Annotated in this window: 16 protein-coding genes; 3 read left to right on the top strand and 13 right to left on the bottom strand. The window is 60.2% G+C overall.

Annotation, left to right across the window (positions count from 1 at the left end):
- Window positions 1-1,561: 1,561 nt before the first annotated feature.
- The 10 genes from P0D70_RS33905 to P0D70_RS33950 all read right to left on the bottom strand — a co-directional run bounded on the left by P0D70_RS33905 (window position 1,562) and on the right by P0D70_RS33950 (window position 11,507).
- Window positions 1,562-3,106 (bottom strand): amidase, encoded by a 1,545-nt coding sequence (locus P0D70_RS33905; protein ID WP_408187733.1) that lies wholly within the window; start codon window positions 3,104-3,106, stop codon window positions 1,562-1,564.
- 28 nt (window positions 3,107-3,134) lie between these two features.
- On the bottom strand, window positions 3,135-3,899 hold the full coding sequence (locus tag P0D70_RS33910; RefSeq protein ID WP_408187734.1) for an SDR family NAD(P)-dependent oxidoreductase: 765 nt from the start codon (window positions 3,897-3,899) through the stop codon (window positions 3,135-3,137).
- Between the two features lie 58 nt (window positions 3,900-3,957).
- Window positions 3,958-4,608 carry an ANTAR domain-containing response regulator gene (locus tag P0D70_RS33915; RefSeq protein ID WP_091801231.1) on the bottom strand — a complete coding sequence of 217 codons (651 nt, stop codon included), beginning with the start codon at window positions 4,606-4,608 and terminating at the stop codon, window positions 3,958-3,960.
- A gap of 1 nt (window position 4,609) precedes the next feature.
- Window positions 4,610-5,764, bottom strand: coding sequence for a transporter substrate-binding domain-containing protein (locus P0D70_RS33920; protein ID WP_091808686.1), 1,155 nt, complete (start codon window positions 5,762-5,764; stop codon window positions 4,610-4,612).
- 80 nt (window positions 5,765-5,844) lie between these two features.
- A complete protein-coding gene (locus tag P0D70_RS33925; protein ID WP_408187735.1) occupies window positions 5,845-6,831 on the bottom strand; it encodes an acetamidase/formamidase family protein in 987 nt (328 codons plus the stop codon).
- Window positions 6,832-6,844: 13 nt separating this feature from the next.
- On the bottom strand, window positions 6,845-7,552 hold the full coding sequence (locus P0D70_RS33930) for an ABC transporter ATP-binding protein (RefSeq protein WP_091801237.1): 708 nt from the start codon (window positions 7,550-7,552) through the stop codon (window positions 6,845-6,847).
- The gene (locus P0D70_RS33935) at window positions 7,549-8,259 is read right to left on the bottom strand and encodes an ATP-binding cassette domain-containing protein (protein ID WP_408187736.1); all 711 of its coding nucleotides are present in this window, start codon (window positions 8,257-8,259) and stop codon (window positions 7,549-7,551) included. Before P0D70_RS33935 ends, P0D70_RS33930 begins: the two co-directional genes overlap by 4 nt.
- Window positions 8,256-9,317, bottom strand: a complete 1,062-nt coding sequence (locus tag P0D70_RS33940) for an ABC transporter permease subunit (protein ID WP_408187743.1) — start codon at window positions 9,315-9,317, stop codon at window positions 8,256-8,258. Before P0D70_RS33940 ends, P0D70_RS33935 begins: the two co-directional genes overlap by 4 nt.
- Before the next feature lie 18 nt (window positions 9,318-9,335).
- Window positions 9,336-10,205, bottom strand: a complete 870-nt coding sequence (locus P0D70_RS33945) for an ABC transporter permease subunit (protein ID WP_408187737.1) — start codon at window positions 10,203-10,205, stop codon at window positions 9,336-9,338.
- A 66-nt stretch (window positions 10,206-10,271) separates the two neighbouring features.
- Complete coding sequence (locus P0D70_RS33950) at window positions 10,272-11,507, bottom strand: urea ABC transporter substrate-binding protein (protein ID WP_091801246.1); 1,236 nt, start codon at window positions 11,505-11,507, stop codon at window positions 10,272-10,274.
- A 726-nt stretch (window positions 11,508-12,233) separates the two neighbouring features.
- On the opposite strand from P0D70_RS33950, the gene P0D70_RS33955 reads away from it, so the two are divergent.
- The 3 genes from P0D70_RS33955 (at window position 12,234) to P0D70_RS33965 (ending at window position 15,108) form a co-directional block, all read left to right on the top strand.
- On the top strand, window positions 12,234-13,442 hold the full coding sequence (locus P0D70_RS33955; protein WP_408187738.1) for an MFS transporter: 1,209 nt from the start codon (window positions 12,234-12,236) through the stop codon (window positions 13,440-13,442).
- A 208-nt stretch (window positions 13,443-13,650) separates the two neighbouring features.
- Complete coding sequence (locus tag P0D70_RS33960) at window positions 13,651-14,130, top strand: CreA family protein (protein WP_408187744.1); 480 nt, start codon at window positions 13,651-13,653, stop codon at window positions 14,128-14,130.
- A gap of 108 nt (window positions 14,131-14,238) precedes the next feature.
- Entirely contained in the window at window positions 14,239-15,108 is an 870-nt protein-coding gene (locus tag P0D70_RS33965) for an ADP-polyphosphate phosphotransferase (protein ID WP_408187739.1), read from the top strand.
- Window positions 15,109-15,164: 56 nt separating this feature from the next.
- Here P0D70_RS33965 and P0D70_RS33970 read toward each other — a convergent pair whose 3' ends face one another.
- The 3 genes from P0D70_RS33970 to arsD form a co-directional block, all read right to left on the bottom strand.
- Complete coding sequence (locus P0D70_RS33970; protein ID WP_408187740.1) at window positions 15,165-16,130, bottom strand: cation diffusion facilitator family transporter; 966 nt, start codon at window positions 16,128-16,130, stop codon at window positions 15,165-15,167.
- 212 nt (window positions 16,131-16,342) lie between these two features.
- On the bottom strand, window positions 16,343-18,118 hold the full coding sequence (gene arsA, locus P0D70_RS33975) for an arsenical pump-driving ATPase (protein WP_408187741.1): 1,776 nt from the start codon (window positions 18,116-18,118) through the stop codon (window positions 16,343-16,345).
- Between the two features lie 13 nt (window positions 18,119-18,131).
- Entirely contained in the window at window positions 18,132-18,500 is a 369-nt protein-coding gene (gene arsD, locus P0D70_RS33980) for an arsenite efflux transporter metallochaperone ArsD (RefSeq protein ID WP_408187742.1), read from the bottom strand.
- Window positions 18,501-18,911: the final 411 nt, after the last annotated feature.

Here is an 18,911-nt window from a genome sequence, read left to right on the forward strand (position 1 = left end):
CTGCCGTGCGTGCACCTGTCCGCTCGCGCGCTTCCAGCCGATTGCACGATTAAAATATCACCCGATACATTGAATCGCTGGCAGGCGTCGATGCCGGGGCGAGTATATCACTATGAATATCATACAAACATACCAAGTGTGAGAAAGAGACGCAAATTTCGTCCAGGCGACGCTTTCGCACCTCTGGCGGGAGCGGACAAGAACCGGTAAAGCACTACACTTTGCACCGTGCTCCTTTTCCCCGCCGGCCCCTTCCCGGCAATTCCGCGACTTCCGTCGCTAATGCCCGTGTTTCGTGGCCGCAGCTCCGCCCGATCAGTCCGGTCTCGGGTCCCGAGGGCCACCGCCGGCTCAGCGGTATCACGCCAGTTATAATCAATATTCGAAATGGGCCCAGCATGACGACGTTGCGAACTGGCTATGCGCGAGTTATTCGTCAAGCAATATCCGTTCGAGGTTTTTTCAAGAAATGCAGGCGCGGCTAAGGATCCGAAGCGCCGGATGAAATTACGATAGTGATGCGATCGGCATGAACGTCGTCGGGCGCTGACGATGCGTAAAAGTCGGAAGGCAGCCGAGGGCTCCACGGGTGAGCTTGCGTGCACGGAAAGACATGTCTGCTCCATGGTCCGTCTTTCCGTCCTTCCCTCCCTCCTTCCACGAGGTTTCAATAACTGCACCTCTTGCTGATCGACGGTTCCTGGCCTAACCCGGAAAACCGTCGAAAGCCGATGCGCAGCGCAATTGCTTTGAGCCGCGATCTTCCGAAGTCGACCCACAACGGTCCGTCAAACAGAGGCGCGACCGCTGGCTCTTCTCACGCCATGACGACCATTCGTAGCTACCGCAAGACGCACAATTCGGAAGGGTGAATTCGAGCACTGTGAGGCAAGTTCAATGGGTGATCCCACCCGGTTGACGCCGTCTGGCGCCGGATACACGACACCCACTTCGAACAGCTCCTCATACCGCCGCCAGAACGGCTCATCTGGCCCGGTTGGCTGATGAAATACCAGTGTGCCCGTTGTGCCCATGCGATGTCCGCTGCCGGAAAGTCACGCCGGCGTTGCGTGGCGGGTCGGCCCGGACACGGTCTTTAAGTGACACCGTGGATTATGTCCACTTGTGTCGTCCTGATAGAATTACGTCTTATCTTTTTACAGCGATGTTTTACGTGGCTCCAAAAAATACGTAAAAATGTCTGGGAATTTTCCGATCTGAACTCTGATGCTTAATAGTGAAGCGATACCGACGGCTCTCAGGCGGATAGTTTTACGTACGAGCACTATCGGCCATATGGGCTTCGTCCGGCGAGCCAGTCACCTCCAAGAAAGCTGCGCCGTTCTACCACCACATCAGCGCGATATCCCGTGAAGCCCGTCGTCAGCAAATCGCCCTCGCCGCATCAACGAGGGCTCGTGAAAGTGGACGATTCCATGCGAGCTTGCGACCTGAAGCCGTCGCAGCCGCCGGTTAACCGGGGCCGGTCAGGAGATCGGACCGCCCCGTAGATTCGCCGTGGGTAAGATGCGAATGACCCTGGCGCGTGACGTCATCGTGATCAACGCTCGTCGCGTTGCCGATCCGAGCGCGGAGTGAGGGCCATATAAGCATACGCAAACCCTAACAACGCCCCCTCATCCCATTGCCGCCCCACAAAAATCAACCCAAATGGCGCACCCGACGCATAAAACCCCGCAGGCACCGCAATCCCCGGCAAGCCCGCAATATTGATCTCGCCTACCGTCGTCTCCTGAATGACATCCTGACCGTGAAGCGGAGGCAGTTCACCTCGCATCTGCGGAAACACCAGTGCATCGAGCTGTTGCGCATCCATCACCGCATTGAAAATCCGCAGATAGCGCGCCTTCACTTCGACAAACTCAGGCATCTCCGGCGGCACCGATGGATCAGCCAGCGCGGCCGTGAAATCCGCGAGGCTATGCAGATACCGCAGTATCCCTTGCGCCCCAAAAGCATCGTCATCTTTCGTCGCCGCAGCGAATTCCGCGAAGGTCTTGAGCGACGCATGCTTGCCGAGCCGCTGAAGATACTTTTCCAGATCGTACGGAATCGACTCCAGACCGCGCGCATCGAAATGCGCCAGCGGCGGAGTCGGCTTCCTCAGTTCGGCGAACCCCGAGCCCGCGAACGGATCGTCGACAAGAATCGCACCCAGATAGACCAGTTCGTCCTTGACCCGCTCATACAGCGCGGCAGCTTCATCGGACAAAGGCTGATTGCGCCAGCCCGGGCCATACAGGCCGATGCGCTTGCCGTTCAGCGCTTTCGGGTCCAGCGCCGCGGTATAACCGCCTTCCGGTTGCCGGCCGACGCTCGCGAGTGTCTTCGGGTCTTCGCTCGAATAGCCCGCGAGCACGTCGAGGCACAGCGCGGCATCCCGCACGTTTCGTGCAATGGGCCCCACCACATCGCGATTACCCGACAGCGGCACCACGCCCGCATTCGGCACCAGCCCGATAGTCGGTTTGATTCCGACGAGGTTCTGCGCCGACGCGGGGTTCTGAATCGATCCGCCGGTCTCTTCCGCGAGGCCGAGTACGGCCATGCACGACGCCACCGCCGATGCCGTGCCCGCACTGCTGCCGCCCGGCACCCGATCGGGCATCACGACATTGATCGTGGGGCCCGCCCAGCTATCGTTCGCATGCGAGCCGGTGTGGCTCAGGATCGGGACGTTCGTTTTGCCGAGCAGAATCGCACCCGCGCGGCGCATCCGTGCGACGACCGGCGCATCACGCTCTGGCATCAGGTCGACGCCGCCTCTCTTGCTGTACAACTTCGCCCATCCCGCGGTAGTCGGAAAGCCGACCATGTCCATGGGATCCTTGATGACGACCGGCACGCCGGCAAGCGGACCCAGTGGTTCGCCGGCAGCGCGCCGTTCGTCGATCCGGCGCGCGTCGTCGATAGCCGCCGGGTTCAGGAAAATCACTGCGTTGTACTTGCCGTTGTCGCGCCCGATTCTGTCGAAACAGGCGCGCGCCAGCTGCTCGGCCGTGAATGTGCCCGCCTTGAAACCCGCCTGCACGGCCTCGACCGTCAGGGCGTCCAGATCGATATCCATCGCACTGCCTCGTTCCATTCCATGCTCCTGTTGATTTGACCGTGTGTCAGAGCTGCACGCCGCGCGTGAGTGCTCCATCGACGACGAAGTTCGTCCCGCTCACAAAGCTCGCCGCCGGACTCGCGATGAATGCCACCGCGTTAGCGATTTCCTGCGGGCGCCCCATTCGCCCAGTCGGATTCAATGCAAGTGCGCTTTCGAATAGCGCCGCATCGTTATGCTCGATCCAGTCCCACACGCCGCCCTCGAAATACACATTCCCGGGCGAAACCGTGTTCGCGCGAATGCCCTTCGACGCGAGCTGGTTCGCGAGCCCCTGCATGTAATGAACGAGCGCGGCCTTGAACACACCATAAGGACCCGCGGCGAAATCGATCTCGCGTCCCGAGACGCTCGATATCGCGACGATCGACGCGGCCCGGCTCGCTTCGAGATACGGCATCGCCGCATCGACGAGATTGACGGTGCCGAGCAGATCGGTTTCGAATTCCTTGCGCCACGATTCAATGTCGTTGCCGATTGCGAGCGCGCTCACATTCGCCACGACGATGTCGAGGCCGCCCCACTCCGAGCCGATACGCTCGACCCACACTTTCAGCGCGGCACCATCCGATACATCGACTGCCGCGCCCGATGCGCGCGCGCCGCTCAGTTCGGCGAGCGCGCTAACGGTCGCCTCGACGGCAGCCTGATCGCGTGCGCAAATGGCGACCTCGGCACCTTCTGCTGCGAGCGTGCGTGCAATGGCGAGCCCTATACCCTTGGTGCCGCCGGTCACGATCGCCTTCAAACCCTTCAGTTGTAGATCCATGTTCGAAACTCCTGTGCAGGTGTTTGCGTGTCCGTTAATCGATCGAGCGACAGCACGCTCACTCTTTATCGCGCCCCTCGTCTGACGTCATGCCGCGAGAAATCTGCAGCACTTCGCCTGCCTGAATGACGGAGTGACAGATGTCGTCGATAGTTATGCGCTTCTCCATCGCCTGCGCGCGCAGCATGTCGTACGCTTCGCGTTCGCTCACGCGATGCATGGTCATCAGAATTTTTTTCGCTTCCTGCAAATGCCGGCTGTCGAGCAGCTTCTGTTCCAACTTGGCGATACGCTGCGCGTGCTGGCGCGAACGCTTTGCGTGATATAGCGCCATCACCACCGTGGACAGCAATCCCGAAGCGCGCACCGGTGTCGTTACGATGCCATCCGCGCCGAGCTTGATCGCCTGATCGATGAAGGTCGGATTCTCGTAGGCCACCACACAGATCACGGGCGGCGCATCCGGTCCCGACCATTCGCCCTTCGGCGCGCGCTCGTCAGGCCGCAATGCACGGAACACGAGGTCGACGCGCTCCGGCAGCGTGTCCACGGGCGGCCAGCATCGCTCGACCTGAAAGCCCATGCGCCGAAGGTGGTTCGTGAGCGTCACCCCGTCGTCGTCGTCGGGATGAAAAACGACCACGCGCGCATTGCGCTCGAGGATCGAACTCGTGAGGCTGCGTTGGCCTCTGTCCGGGCGCGCGCTCACGTCAGTAGTCCCGCGTGCTCAATTTCGTGACCCAGTCCCCGAGCGTCTGACGCGTCATGTAGGGATCCGGGCCGACGGCGAACTTCGATTCGCGCAGGATAGTGAACTGGCCATCGGCATTGACGCGGCCAATGCGCGGATAAAGCGCCATGTGATGATTGACCGGATCGATGCGCACCCGGCCTTGCGGCGCGGTGAACTCCGAGCCGAGCAGATGCGGCATGATGGTGCCGAGTTCATCCGAGCCGGCACGCGCGAACGCTTCCGCGAACATATGCATCTGATAGTAGGCGGCTTCCCAGTTCATGTCAGTTGGCGTGTGCGCGCCGAAGCGCGCCTGATGATGTCGCACGGCGCGATGATTCTCCGGCGTATCGATGCTCTGAAAATAAGGCGCAGCCGTGAAATGCCCTGTCGCGATGCCGCGTTCCATTGCGTGAATCTCGGTCTCGGAGGTGTTGAGGCTGCCGATCGGCATGCTGGCCGGATCGAGGTCCGCGCGCGCATAAGCCTCGTAGAGATAAGGCACCGTCTCTCCGATCACCGTGCAGAAGATCCAGTCCGGCGACTTCCGCCCGATATCCGCGACCACCTGGTCGAACTGGTCGCGCGTGGCATCGAGCGACAGATAGCGCTCGCCGAGGATCGCGCCTTCAGGATGCTGCAGCAGCAATTCCTGCATCGTCCGGTTGCATTCGTACGGATAGACATAGCTCGAACCGACAAAGTACACGCGCGCGCCGAACGTCTCCGTCATGAAGTCGGCGAGTTGCACACCGTTCTGGTTGGGCGACGCGCCGCTGTAGATGATGTTGTCCGAATACTCGAAACCTTCGTACATCTGCGCGTAGATCAGCAGCCGGTTGTGCTTCTCGACGACGGGCAGCATCGCCTTGCGGCTGGTCGACGTATAGCCGCCGAAAATGGTATTGACGCCGTCCTTCACGATAAGCCGCTCCGCCAGTTCCCGAAAGGCGGCCGGATCGGAGCCGGGATCGTAGTGAAGCGCGACGAGTTCGCGTCCGCCTATGCCGCCGCGCGCGTTGATCTCCTCGACGGCGAGGCACGCGCCGCGCCATTGAGACTGTTCGAGCAACGCGGTCGAGCCGGTCGTCGAGCTAAGCAGGCCCACACGGATGGGATCGGATAATGCCATTTCTTGACGTGCTCTCGGATGCGCGCGGCGCATAAGCTCCGCGCTTTGGTCGTCTTACTTCGATTCTTCCGGTTGATGCGTTACTTCAGGTAGTGCTTGGCGACCATCGCGCCGACCGTATATTTTGGGTCGACAAAATTACCGAGACGTACCTTGCCGACCTGGCTCAGCATCATGTACGCATCCCACTTGTCAAAGCCATACTCCGCCGCCATCCACAGCACGAGTTCGCGATAGGCGATGCGCGTTGCGTCCTCCAGCGGCCGCGCGCTGCCGATGCTCATCAACGCATCCTCGTTCTCCAGGCGCGGCCAGTCGATCTGCCACTTCTTGATGAGATCGACGCGCACGGTCGTCGTGCTCTGATACTCGACGGCCGTGCCGCACACTTCGCCGTCGCCCTGACAGGCGTGCGCGTCGCCGATGAATAGCCGCCCGCCCGGAGAGCGCACCGGCAGATACGTGATGCTGCCCGGCCCCATGTCAGGCACGTCCATATTGCCACCGTGATTGTCGGGCGTGAGCGAATTGATCGAATCGATTTCGGGAGAAAGACTCAGCGTGCCGATATGCGGTTTGTACGGCAGCGTATTGCGTTTGCTCCAGTACACGTTCTCTTCGTCGATCTTTATCTTGCGTACGATTTCCGGCAACGGCTCGTTGAGCAGCGCCGTGTAATCCGTGCCGGTCAGCGCGCCGAAGTTCGGGATCATGCAGCAGAAGCCGTGCGGATCGTCGCCGCGCGGCGCCATCTTCTCGATATATACCGCGACCACGTCGCCCTTCTCCGCGCCTTCGATCATGATCGGCCCATTCTGCGGATTGAGGAAAGGCACCTGTAGCACCTGCGAGGGCTTGTCGGTCTCTTCCCTGATCTTGCCTTCGAAGGCGTCGCGCGTTTCCACCACCACGCGATCGCCCGGCTTGACGTGCAGAACAGGCTGCGAATAAGGGCCGATCGTGTAGTGATAGGTCTTTTGCATCTCCTCGGTGAGATGATGCTCCACCGGCTCGCGATCGGCGCCGACACCGCGCTTCATCATGATCGATTCTTCAAGCCATTTCATGTTCCGCTCTCCGTCACAGTGCCAGATACTGGCGAATCAATTGTTCGTCGCCGAGTTGTTCGGGGCTCAATGTCTCGACGATACGGCCCTTGTCCATCACACAGCAGCGATTCGCGATACGCTCGACCATGCCCATATCCTGCTCGACCAGCACCACGCCGATACCCGTGTCGTGCGCGATATGCTGCAGCGTGTCGCCGATCAGATCGACGATGGACGGTTGAATGCCTTCGGACGGCTCGTCGAGCAACAGCACCTTCGGCGCGCTGATCAGGGCGCGGGCAATCGCCAACTGCTGCTGTTCGCCCCCGCTCATGGTTCCCGCCTTCTGCGTATAGCGTTTCTTCAGAATCGGAAAATAGCCGACGACTTTCTCTTTCATGCCCGCGGCGCGCGCCCGATTCGCCTGCGCGCCGACCTGCAGATTCTCGGCAACGGTCAGCGCGCCGAAGATCTCGCGCCCTTGCGGCACATAGCCCATACCGCTCTGCGCCCGGGCATACGGCTTGTCGTGGCCGATCGCATTGCCTTCGAGTCTGATTTCGCCGGCATCGAGCCTGACAAGACCAATCAGCGCGCGCATCAACGTCGTCTTGCCGACCCCGTTGCGCCCGATGAGGGCCAGCACCTCGCCTCGCCCGACGCCGAACGACACGCCGTTGAGCACACGTCCGCCGCCATATCCCGCTTCAACGTTCGACACCTCCAGCAACGCGCTCATTTCTTCTTCCCCAGATAGACTTCCGCGACGTCGTCGCGCGCGAGTATCTCGTCGAGTGGCCCGTCGGCGAGCAGACTGCCGCCGTGCAGCACGGTGACGCGCGAGGCGATCTGCTTGACAAACGTCATGTCGTGCTCGACCACCATCATCGTGAGGCCATCCGCCGACAGCCGCTTGATGAGTTCGCCGGTTGCATGCGTCTCTTCCACCGACATGCCCGCCACCGGTTCATCGAGAAACAGCAGCTTCGGCCGCAACGACACGGCCATCGCGATTTCGAGCCATTGCTTCTTGCCGTGCGACAGGTTGCGCGCGAGCATGTGCTCTTCGTTCTCCAGCATGAAGCGCCGCAGCAGTTCGTCGAGACTCTCGGGCCGGTCGTCCTTCGCGCGATGCAGCGACAGTTGCAAATGCTGACGCACGCTCAGATCGGGAAACACGCCGGGAATCTGGAACTTGATACTCATGCCCATACGGATGCGCTCGTGTGGAAGCACATGGCTCATGTCCTTGCCGAGAAACATCACGCTGCCTTCGGACGGACGATGCTCGCCCGTGATGAGCTTGAAGAACGTGCTCTTGCCCGCGCCGTTCGGCCCGATCACGCAGCGAATCTCGTTCGCCTCGATACGGAAGTCGATGCCATTGATCACATGCGCGCCGCCAAAATGCTTCTTGAGCCCGCGCGTTTCGAGCAGCGTGGTCATGATTTGCCCTCCTCTCGCTTCAGACATGCGCCGGCGTGGCGCGAAGCGCCGCTCGTGCGGCTCGACAGACGCCGCAGATGCCGCGCGACGAACGGCAGCAGACCTTCTGGCGCGGCCAGCACGACGATCAGCAGAATCGCACCGAGCAGGATCAGCGCGTACTGGCTGCCATATACCGCGAGATTCTGCGAGAGCCACACGAGCAAGGCGGTGCCGATGATCGTTCCTCCAATGCTCTTTCTTCCCGACGTTGCGACCCAGATTACCGGCATCGCGGCAGCGGTGAGGCCCATTGTCGACGGCGTGATGTAGGAACCCCAGATCGTGTACAACGCACCCGACAATCCGCCCAGCGCGCAACCGAGCACGAACACCATCAGTTGATGACGACGGATATCGACGCCGAGCATCTCCGCGCGCTGCGGATTCTCCCGGATAGCGATGAGGGTCAAACCGAAGGTGCCGTCGAGCAGCCTGCGCATGATCGCGTAGACCGCGATCAGCAGAAGCAGCACGAGGTAGTAGAAGCTCACGTTCTCCAGCGTGAGCGGGCCGCCCGGCCACGGAACGGTCAATTGCGGCATGCCGCCCATGCCGTTGTAGCCGTTCAGCCGCGCCTCGCCGATCGCCCATTGCGGCCCTGCCGTCTGCGACATGAAGGTTTCGAGCACGAGCGTCACCGACAACGTGACGATGCCGATGAACACGCCCTTGATGCGCCCATAGAAAATCATGTAGCCGATCAACGCAGCGACGACGATGCTCACCACGATGCCCGCGCCGAGCCCGAGCCACGACTCGAACCACGTGTCGCCATAGTTGAGCGTGAAGATACCGTAGGTGTAGCCCGACAACCCGAAGAACGCGGTCTGCCCGAACGACAGGATGCCGCCGTAGCCCCACATCGCGGCGAGCCCGAGCGCGCTGAACGCCCACAGCAGACAGTAGGCGAGATTGCCGCTGGTGTTCGCATCGACCACGAGCGGCAGACATAGCGCCACGAGCCACGGCACCGTATGCAACGCGCGCGTTGCGGCGCTGGTCGAAGGCCCTTTCATTTGCGTCACGTCTGCCTCCTAGCGCAAGCGGGTGAAGAGATTGCCGAGACCTTGCGGCATCAGCCGGATCACGACGATGACCGTCACCAGCAGACCGATCTGCCCAAACAGCTGCCCGTAGGACGCCGTTAGCGCGGTCTGGATGATCGCGAGCACGCCGGCCGCCGGTGTCGTGCCAGCGATCACGTTGGCACCACCAACCACTACCGACACGAAGGCCTGCACGATGAAGTTGCTGCCCATGGTCGGCACCGCCGTCATGGTCGGCGCGTAGAGCGCGCCGGTGAGGCCCGCGAGGCCCGCGCCCAGCGCGAAGGTCAGCGTATAGAGCCGGTCGGTGCGCAGACCGAGGCATTGCGCGATATTCGCGTTCTGGATCGTGGCGCGCGCGCAGACGCCGTAATTGGTTTTGAAGAACAGCAGGTAGAGGCCGAACAGGATGGCGAGCGCGATACCGGGCAGCACGGCACGATACGTCGAGAACGAATACTCGCCAAGCGAAAACGAGCCGAACGGCGTGCCGATCCCTTCGATCGACGGACCTGCGACCAGCAGCATGGTCTGCTGCACGATCAGGCTGATTGCCCATGTTGCCACGACGGAGTCGAACAGACGGTCATAGAGATGGCGAATCACCAGCCGTTCGATGATGACGCCCGCGAGCGCCGCCGCAAGCGCGCCGGACAGCATCGCGAGCGGCAGCGGCGCACCGTGCTTCGCCGTGATGATGGTCACGTACGCGCCGCACATGATGAACTCGCCGTGCGCGAGATTGATGACCCCCATCATGCCGAAAATCACTGCAAGACCGAGCGCCGCAAGCACCAGATACGCGAAGTTGTCGCCGAACTGATAGATGAGCGAATAGAGAACCGACAAAGTGGCCATACGTGCTCCACGTTCAGGAGGCCGGTGCGCGCGAGCATGCTGCTTTTCCCGCGCGCCGGCTTCGGATCAGGACTTCTTGGGCAGGTTCGACGGCGTGTATTGACGATGATCCGGCCGGTTCGGCAGATCGCAGCCGACCTTGCCGAGCCAGTAGGGCTGCACGTCTTCCCAGACCTTCGGAATCTCAACCGAGTGGTCCTCCTTCACGTGCACCAGATAAATCGTGTGACTCGCGTGATGGCTCTTCGGATCGATGCAGACCTTGCCTTGCGCGCCGGTCGTGCAGATGTCGCCGCTTTCGAGCGCTTTGCGTACCGCGTCCTGATTCGTCGACTTCGCCTTTTCGACCGCGGCCTTGTAGAGGTAGAGGGCGTCGTAGGCGTTTGCTGCTTCCTGGTTGATGTACGGCTCATTCGGAAACTTCGCGTGGAAGCGCTTCTTGAAGTCGTTGCTGGCGGGCGAATCGACCTCTTCGACGTAGTTCGCCGTCACGTACATGTCCTTCAGCGCAGGCGGTTTGAAGCGCTTGTGCTCATAGGCCTGACCGACGTTCACCGAACTCGCCATCGGCAGATTCAGATGCGCCGACGCCTGCTGCTCGTAGTACGAAGACTGATTCGCGCCGACCAGCAGTGTGACGACGAAGTCGGGCTTCGCCTTCTGGATGTTCTGAATGGTCTGGCCGAACTGCGATACCGAAAGCGGAATGAACTCCTCGCCGACCATCGTGCCGCCGTTTTCCTTGACGATGTTGCGTACCCACTCCGCCGAAATCTGCCCGAAGTTGTAGTCGGCCGCGATGGTGTATACCTTCTTGCCGTACTTCTGCATCATCCACGGAATGAGCGTCGAAAATTGCTGCTCGGGCACCGCGCCGGTAACGAAGGTGTTCGAATCGCAGACGCCGCCTTCGTACTGATTGTCGTACCAGTAGAGCTGATGCGCGCGGTCCATGATCGGGCGGATCGCCTCGCGCGATGCGCTGGAGAACGCGCCGAAAATTACATCCGGCTTGTCGGTCTGCACGAGCCGTCGGGCCAGTTCCTGAAACTTGGTGTTGTCCGACTGTGTGTCGTAAGCGATCAGCTTCACCGGGCGGCCGAGAATGCCGCCCTTCGCGTTGATCTCGTCGACGGCGAGTTCCGTGGCGTGAATCTTGGGAATCGTGGCCAGTGCGAAATTCCCCGAGGCGTCTTCGAGCAAGCCGATCTTCACGGGATCAGCGGCGCTCGAAGCGAGCGAAGTCAGTGCGAGTCCTGCGGTAAGGGCGAGACGCATCCAGCCCGACAGCTTCAGCAACATGCGGGTTCTCCAGAGATGGGCGCCAGACGTGAGCGCTGGAACAAGGAAAAAAACGGGCACAAAAAAAGCCCCCTGACGAACGGCGCGTTCGTCAGGGGGCTTCTGTGCCGGGTCCTCGGGCGGACATCTTTGTCGGGCCTCGAGGGAGTGACCTGAGTCTAAAACGCCATATTTTTATTTGTCAACTGCAGTCAAAAATTTTGAGGGGCCTTGCGAGAGGGGGCTGGGCGGGGGGCAAGTCGATACCGGGTTCTCCGATTGGTGAAGCGTGGTGGAGTTAGCGGCGTTGTCCGACTGACCGACATTAAATGATGCTGTTACGGATGGCGCCGCCTGCTTTCTTCCTCAACTATTCGCTGACAGCGGTTGCAAACGTCTGAAGCCGGCGTCGACGAATGGGCACTTTCGACACTGAAGGGACGCCTGGATACGCGGCCGGGTGTCCGTTTGCGAGAGAACCTGGTCAAGACCGGGAATCATGGTTGCGGCTATCATCGCGATATGAACGGCAACCGTATAGCGGATCGCCTGCACGGTATTGGCGTAAATAGGGTCCCAGAGGGTTCGCAGACACGATCGGCGCGAAGTCTTCTGGCAAAAAGGGTACGTTGCACGCAATTTCGGCGCCGCACAGCTGTGGACCAATCAATTGCTCCCACAACTTCGTCGATAAGGTGACGTGCAACCGTATCGACGTCGAAATCGTGAATTCCAGAATCGAGAAAAATGCAAAGCGACATCAAGCCTCGCCCCCGCACACTCAGTCAGATCCCCAAAGGTATCTGGTTGCTCGGCTTCGTCAGCATGTTCATGGACATCTCGTCGGAGATGATCCACGCCCTTCTTCCGATGTTCCTGGTGACGAGTCTAGGGGCAAGCGCCGTGATGGTCGGCCTCATTGAAGGTGTCGCTGAAGCGACCTCGCCCATCGTGAAAATCTTTTCCGGCGCGCTAAGCGACTACCTTGGCAACCGGAAATGGCTCGCTGTCATTGGTTACGGCATGGGCGCGCTGAGTAAGCCGCTATTCGCACTAGCACCGACGGCGGGAATTGTCCTGACCGCGCGAGTGGCAGACCGAATCGGCAAAGGCGTGCGAGGCGCGCCGCGCGATGCGCTCGTGGCCGATATCACTCCCCCGCATCTGCGCGGCGCCGCGTATGGCCTTCGCCAGTCGCTGGACACTGTCGGCGCGTTTTTGGGTCCGTTGCTCGCCACCGGCTTGATGGTGCTTTGGGCAAACGACTTCCGCATGGTGTTCTGGGTGGCGGTCATTCCCGGCATCGTCGCAGTCGGATTGCTTGTGATTGGCGTTAGGGAACCTACGCATCGGTCAAGCGCGACGCGCGTCAATCCGTTGAAACTCGAAAACCTGAAGAAGCTGAGCGGGTCGTACTGGTGGGTGGTATTTGTCGGCGCGGTTTTCGCGATTGCTCGGTTTAGCGAAGCATTTCTCGTCCTGCGCGCGATGCAAGGGGGTATACCCGTGGCGCTAGTACCACTCGTCATGGTAGTTATGAACCTGGTGTATTCAGCGTCAGCTTACCCCTTTGGCAAGCTAGCCGACTCCATGAGCCACACCCGACTACTGGCCATTGGTCTCGTCGTACTGATTCTGTCGGATGTCGTGCTTGCGCACGGAAGTCACTGGCCAGTCGTGCTAACCGGCGTCGCTCTGTGGGGCTTGCATCTGGGCCTCACGCAAGGTTTGCTGGCGACCATGGTCGCGAAAGCTGCGCCGCCCGATCTGAAAGGGACAGCGTTTGGTTTCTTCAATCTCACTGGTGGATTGGCGACTCTTGTGGCAAGCCTAGTGGCCGGTGAGCTCTGGGACAGGTTGGGAGCAAGCGCAACATTTTATGCGGGAGCGGGATTCTGTATCGCGACGCTGATTGCGCTCTTTGCCATGACGCATTCTCCTTGGGATGAAACATGAACTGACACTGGACAAAAAATGTTCAGTCCGGTGCCGACAAGCGCCCCATCCGTACCAGGTACCCACTTTCAGAATGGCGCCGGGTGAACGCGCAGGCGTTGACCTGCGTCAAGTAGCTGAATTCCGGGTGAAATAGCCTGAATCAGCTATCCATCGCTGCGACGTTGCGCGATCGACGATCTGACTACCGAATACCCGGAGGTGGATGATGATCAAGCTGGTTTCAGGGCGGGCAAGCATCCTGGGCGCACTACTGATATTTTCGTCTACCACTGCAGTGATAGCCAAAGAGCTGGCGACGATTGAAACACATAGCCAGCGATATGGCTCCCACATCGCCATTTCGGCTTACGACGATCCTCTCGTAAAGGGCGTGACATGCTATGTGTCAGAGTCGCATTCCGATGGCGCACTGGGAAGTGGACGAATCAGTCATGGGGCTGACCTGACGGCATCCTGCCATCAGACAGGCAACATCCGGGTTGATGAAGCTGTTCCCAGGCAAGCGCAAGTATTCACGACCGAAGCGGACCCAAGTTTCGACTCGCTCCATATCATCCGCGTGCTGGACACCGAACGGCACTCACTTGTCTACTTCACCTACTCTGAAAGCGAGGTTGCAGGGGATCTGCCGGGCCGCATCTACGTGATCAGGTTGCCGGCAGGCCCCCGGATGCCCACCAGATAGATAAGCTATCGCGCCTTCTATCCCCTGTCTCGCGGCCACGACTGCCGTAATGACGCCAGCGTCCCCTGGCTACAATTTCAATGGAATTGAGCGGTTACGAGGATCAACATGGAGATCAACTCGCGAGCGTTTCGTGTCCCGGAAGGTGGAAGGGTCAAGCTCGAAAAATGGCCGACAAAAGTGGATCCCGTGTACAAGTCACGAGAACACTATCAGCAATTGCTTGGTGATCACGTCGGCCGCCTGAGTGCTTTACAGCAGTTGCTTTATGCAAGCAATCGGTATGCGATTTTGCTGATCTTCCAGGCGATGGACGCGGCCGGTAAGGACGGCGCCATCAAGCATGTCATGTCTGGCGTGAACCCGCAGGGATGTCAGGTATTCAGCTTCAAACATCCCAGCGCCACTGAGTTGCAGCATGACTTTCTGTGGCGCACCACCCGCGATCTGCCAGAGCGCGGTCGAATCGGCATCTTCAACCGGTCGTACTACGAGGAAGTGTTGATCGCACGCGTCCATCCCGAGATTCTCCATAACGAGGGCCTTCCAGATGCACTGCTTGATGAGAAGACCGTGTGGCATGACCGCTATCGATCAATCCAGGATCTGGAGTTGCACCTCTGCGGAAATGGCACGCGAATCGTCAAGTTTTACCTTCACATCTCCAAGGAAGAGCAGCGCAAACGCTTTCTGCAGCGTATCGACGACCCTGAGAAAAACTGGAAATTCAGTGTTGCGGATGTCGAGGAGCGGAAGTACTGGAAACAGTATATGAAGGCCTATGAGGAATGCTTCAATGCAACGAGCACCCAACGCGCTCCCTGGTACATCGTGCCAGCTGACGACAAGGAGAACGCGAGGCTGATCGTGTCGAGAGTCGTACTTGAGACGCTTGAGGAACTCGAAATGACCTATCCAAAGGCGAACGCCGAACGTAGAAAGGAATTGCAGTCAATTCGCGCGGAGCTTGAAAAATAAGGAATGGGAAATGAGCGAAGTCGAGACTTGAAATCGACGCTCGACGTCGCTCGCCTCTATATCGCCGTGTCGCCTCGATGCGTCGAAGTCATGGTCACGGGGACGCCCAGGCGCCGCGGATCGACATGGGTCATCACGTTGAGCACGCGATGGCGCGCCATCACGCAAGCACGCGCCGCGACTGCGATGTCGTGCCCCTGCTCGACCGACAAATCGGCATCGATCTCCAGATGCACATCAACGAGGATCATGTCCCCCATCTTGCGCGTGCGCAGATCATGTACGCCGAGTATGCCCGGCGTCGCGCGCAGCGTTTCGGTTATGGCCTGCACCTCCGCGGCATCGGCCGCCCTGTCCATCAGGTCGTGCAATGCATCCCAGCCGAAGGACCCGCCCATCTTCACCACCATGCCGCCGACGATCAGCGCGGCGACCGGATCCAGCAACGGATAGCCGGCAAGGTTGCCGACAATGCCCAGTGCGACAACGAGAGAAGAAGCCGCGTCCGAGCGCGCATGCCATGCATTGGCGACCAGCATGCTCGATTTCACGCGCGTCGCAGCCGCAAGCATGTAGCGAAACAGGCCTTCCTTCGCGACGAGAGCGGCAAGTGCGACCCAGAGCGCCGCGAGCTGCACGGACTGGATCGTCTCGGGATGTTCGAGTTTCAGGACCGCGGACCAGAGCATCCCACCGCCGACCAGCAGCAGAATCAACGCGAGCGCAAGCGATGCGCCAGTCTCGAAACGTTGATGGCCGTATGGATGGTTCGCGTCGACTGGCTTCCTGCTGTGGTGACTGGCCAGCAACACGACGAAATCAGCGATCAGATCCGACAGCGAATGAATTCCGTCGGCGATCAATCCCTGCGAGCGGGACAGGATGCCCGTGATCACCTGCCCGATGCTCAGGGCGAGATTCACCGCGACGCTGACCCACGTGCTGCGAGACGCCGCCGCGGCGCTGGCGGGGGCATCTACGGTCTCGTCTTCCGGAAAAATCGGGGATGTGTCCTGTTTCATTTCATGCCTGCCGCAGTGGGACGTCGGGTGAAATGAACGCCCACCTTGTTTGACCGCCAGAGTTTTGGCAGTTGTTTTTTTAGAGTTCGACTGCGATGTCCGGCTGGCCGCGTCCACAAAAACCAGTCCACGATGCAGAGCAATTCGTCCCGCCATAGGTACGAGTGCGGAACGCTACCACGCTCGCTTTGCGCACGCACGGCGCGCCCTCGCTAGGCGCTTTTCTGCTCTATCTGGTGGCCGCGGACCAACTCTTCCAACCCTCGTAGCCCGACGGGTGGACGCGCCTGCCACGGCAACAAAGCGACCCGAATCGAATCCTGCTCCATAACGCGCGCGATGAATGGCATTTCGTAGCGCCCTCGCTCGGCGAGGGCCGGATCGTGGGTTCCGCTTGCGAGCAGACTCTGGTCAATGACCCAGGCGTATGGCTCAATCTGTGCCCGACGCAGGTCGGCTTGCAGTCGTTCTGCTTCATGAACTGGCGTCGCTTCGGCGAGTGTCACGATAAGCACGTGCGTGAACTGCGGGTCTCTAAGCCGCGGCAGAAGCTGACGAACCGCTTCGGGCATATCGCCTTGCGTACGCATGACTTCGCGATGATAGGCCTCTGCTGAATCCATGAGCAGAATGGTGTGTCCGGTTGGAGCCGTGTCGAGTATCACGAAAGCGTTCCGGGCCTCATCCACCGTCCGCGCGAATGCGCGAAAAACCGCTATCTCCTCGGTGCACGGCGACCGCAGGTCCTCCTCAAGCATCGCCTTACCTTGCGCATCGAGTTGAGTCCCAGCCTTGGCGAGGACCTCAGCGCGATAGCGGCTAACCTCCAGTTCCGGGTCGATGCGACTCACACTCAGGCCTGGAAGGGATTCCTGGAGCGTCCATGCTACGTGCGCGGCCGGGTCTGTGGTGGAAAGCAGAACTGCATGGCCGCGCTGCGCCAGTTCAAGCGCTATCGCCGCAGCCACGGTCGTCTTGCCGACGCCGCCCTTGCCCATCGTCATGACAAGGCCATGCCCCGCCTTCTCGAGTTCGTCAATGAGCGGCAGAAGGCCGCTAGGCAATTCCACGCCAGGACGGACATCGACGCTGGGCGTGGCAATCCGCGCCGGGTGCAAATACGCGTCTAACGCGGCCAGTCCAACCAGTCCCTTGGGAATAAAACCCGTTTCGCTTCGCGGAAGTACGGCAAGACCCGGTGGCATTGCCTTTACGGCTGCAGCCTGCTGTTCTACCATCGCACAAGCAATGTCATCGTCAGAAGAGACCGCCTTGAAGACACCATTGACCGCGAGCACCAGGTTTCGAACCCCCAGGTCGGCCAGTTCGACACGGGTTCGCTCCGCCTCACGGAATGCGGACGCCTCCGGCCTCGCCACGAGGACCACGGTAGTGCGGTCGTGATCGGTCAATTGGGCAACGGCGGCGGCGTATAGTTGCCTGTTTTGCTCGAGGCCTGCCAACGGGCCCAAGCACGAATTGCCGGTTGTGTTAGTCGACAGGAAGTTACTCCAGGCCGACGGCAGCGTGAGCAAACGCAAGGTGTGCCCTGTCGGGGCAGTGTCGAAGATGACGTGGTCATACGCCTTCGCGGTGATACCACCGCCCAGCAGTTCGGCAAACGCATCGAATGCCGCTATCTCGACCGTGCAGCCACCAGAAAATTGCTCCTCCATGCTGCGAATTGCCGCATCGGGCAACACGCCTCGATAGGGAGCAACCATTCGCTCGCGGTAGGCGGCCGCAGCGAGCTCGGGGTCGATATTCAACGCATGGAGGTTGGGGAACCCGTTGACCGGGGTCGGCTGCCCACAGAGTTGAGTCTCGAGCACCTCGTCGAGATTCGAAGCCGGGTCGGTGCTGACAAGCAGCACGGCCTTACCCTTTTCAGCCAGTTGCAGCGCCGTTGCGCAGGCGAGCGACGTTTTGCCGACGCCGCCCTTGCCGGTGAAAAAGAGATGGCGAGTTGTAACGGCAGGAAGTGTCATATCGGTGCGCCGGTTAACATTCGCCGGGCTTGCAAGCGCAAGCTCCAGCCTTGATGTGTGGCTTTTCGGCGGCGGGAATCTTGAGCCCCAGTTTCTGAATCAATTGGGCAAGTGACGGATACACCCCGACGGAGATGATCCGGCCATCCACCGTTGCGATGGGCAGACGGTCCATACCCGCATGCAGTTCCCGTACCACCTCAGGATTTGCCGCAAAGGCTGCCGCATCGTGTCCGAGGCCGTGCCGAACGACTTCGACACCATGTTCAGCCAGCCACTGAAGGTCGGCGCTGAACTGAACCAGCGCCGGGTCCACGTCCACGCCGCAGACACCGGTCGCGCAGCACATAGCCGGCTCGAACACATCAAGTTTGCTCATCATTGCTCCCACGAATTCCGCCTGTCGGCCAGACCGCGGCCGTCTCCACTGCGTCATGCTCGTCCCTCCGAAGGAGGCGTCATTGACCTCGGTCAAGTCGCAGACGATGGAACGGCATTTTTCACATATGGAGAATCCGACCATTTGAGAATCGACTCCAGCTGCCTCATTGACGAGCGTCAAGGAAGGGTCCGCCCTGACATATACCCTTGTAATGCACGATGACAACACATGCCCTGTCGTCACGTGGCACATCTACAAGGGGGAGATATGAAGAAGCTCTTTGTTGCGATGGCCGCCGGTATCGCGTTGACATCCCCGGTCCTGCAAGCTGCATCCAAAGACACAGACGCACCGCACAGCACTTCAAAAACGCAGCCTCCGGGTGCTGTGGAGTTCGATAAGAATCTCGCC

The organism is Paraburkholderia sp. RL17-381-BIF-C, from assembly GCF_046026435.1.
Lineage (GTDB): Bacteria > Pseudomonadota > Gammaproteobacteria > Burkholderiales > Burkholderiaceae > Paraburkholderia.

Coding starts and splice junctions, on each gene's coding strand:
- P0D70_RS33905 (WP_408187733.1), bottom strand. CDS start 3,106: ATGGAACGAGGCAGTGCGATGGATATCGATCTGGACGCCCTGACGGTC.
- P0D70_RS33910 (WP_408187734.1), bottom strand. CDS start 3,899: ATGGATCTACAACTGAAGGGTTTGAAGGCGATCGTGACCGGCGGCACC.
- P0D70_RS33920 (WP_091808686.1), bottom strand. CDS start 5,764: ATGGCATTATCCGATCCCATCCGTGTGGGCCTGCTTAGCTCGACGACC.
- P0D70_RS33925 (WP_408187735.1), bottom strand. CDS start 6,831: ATGAAATGGCTTGAAGAATCGATCATGATGAAGCGCGGTGTCGGCGCC.
- P0D70_RS33930 (WP_091801237.1), bottom strand. CDS start 7,552: ATGAGCGCGTTGCTGGAGGTGTCGAACGTTGAAGCGGGATATGGCGGC.
- P0D70_RS33935 (WP_408187736.1), bottom strand. CDS start 8,259: ATGACCACGCTGCTCGAAACGCGCGGGCTCAAGAAGCATTTTGGCGGC.
- P0D70_RS33940 (WP_408187743.1), bottom strand. CDS start 9,317: ATGAAAGGGCCTTCGACCAGCGCCGCAACGCGCGCGTTGCATACGGTG.
- P0D70_RS33945 (WP_408187737.1), bottom strand. CDS start 10,205: ATGGCCACTTTGTCGGTTCTCTATTCGCTCATCTATCAGTTCGGCGAC.
- P0D70_RS33950 (WP_091801246.1), bottom strand. CDS start 11,507: ATGTTGCTGAAGCTGTCGGGCTGGATGCGTCTCGCCCTTACCGCAGGA.
- P0D70_RS33955 (WP_408187738.1), top strand. CDS start 12,234: ATGCAAAGCGACATCAAGCCTCGCCCCCGCACACTCAGTCAGATCCCC.
- P0D70_RS33960 (WP_408187744.1), top strand. CDS start 13,651: ATGATCAAGCTGGTTTCAGGGCGGGCAAGCATCCTGGGCGCACTACTG.
- P0D70_RS33965 (WP_408187739.1), top strand. CDS start 14,239: ATGGAGATCAACTCGCGAGCGTTTCGTGTCCCGGAAGGTGGAAGGGTC.
- P0D70_RS33970 (WP_408187740.1), bottom strand. CDS start 16,130: ATGAAACAGGACACATCCCCGATTTTTCCGGAAGACGAGACCGTAGAT.
- arsA (WP_408187741.1), bottom strand. CDS start 18,118: ATGACACTTCCTGCCGTTACAACTCGCCATCTCTTTTTCACCGGCAAG.
- arsD (WP_408187742.1), bottom strand. CDS start 18,500: ATGATGAGCAAACTTGATGTGTTCGAGCCGGCTATGTGCTGCGCGACC.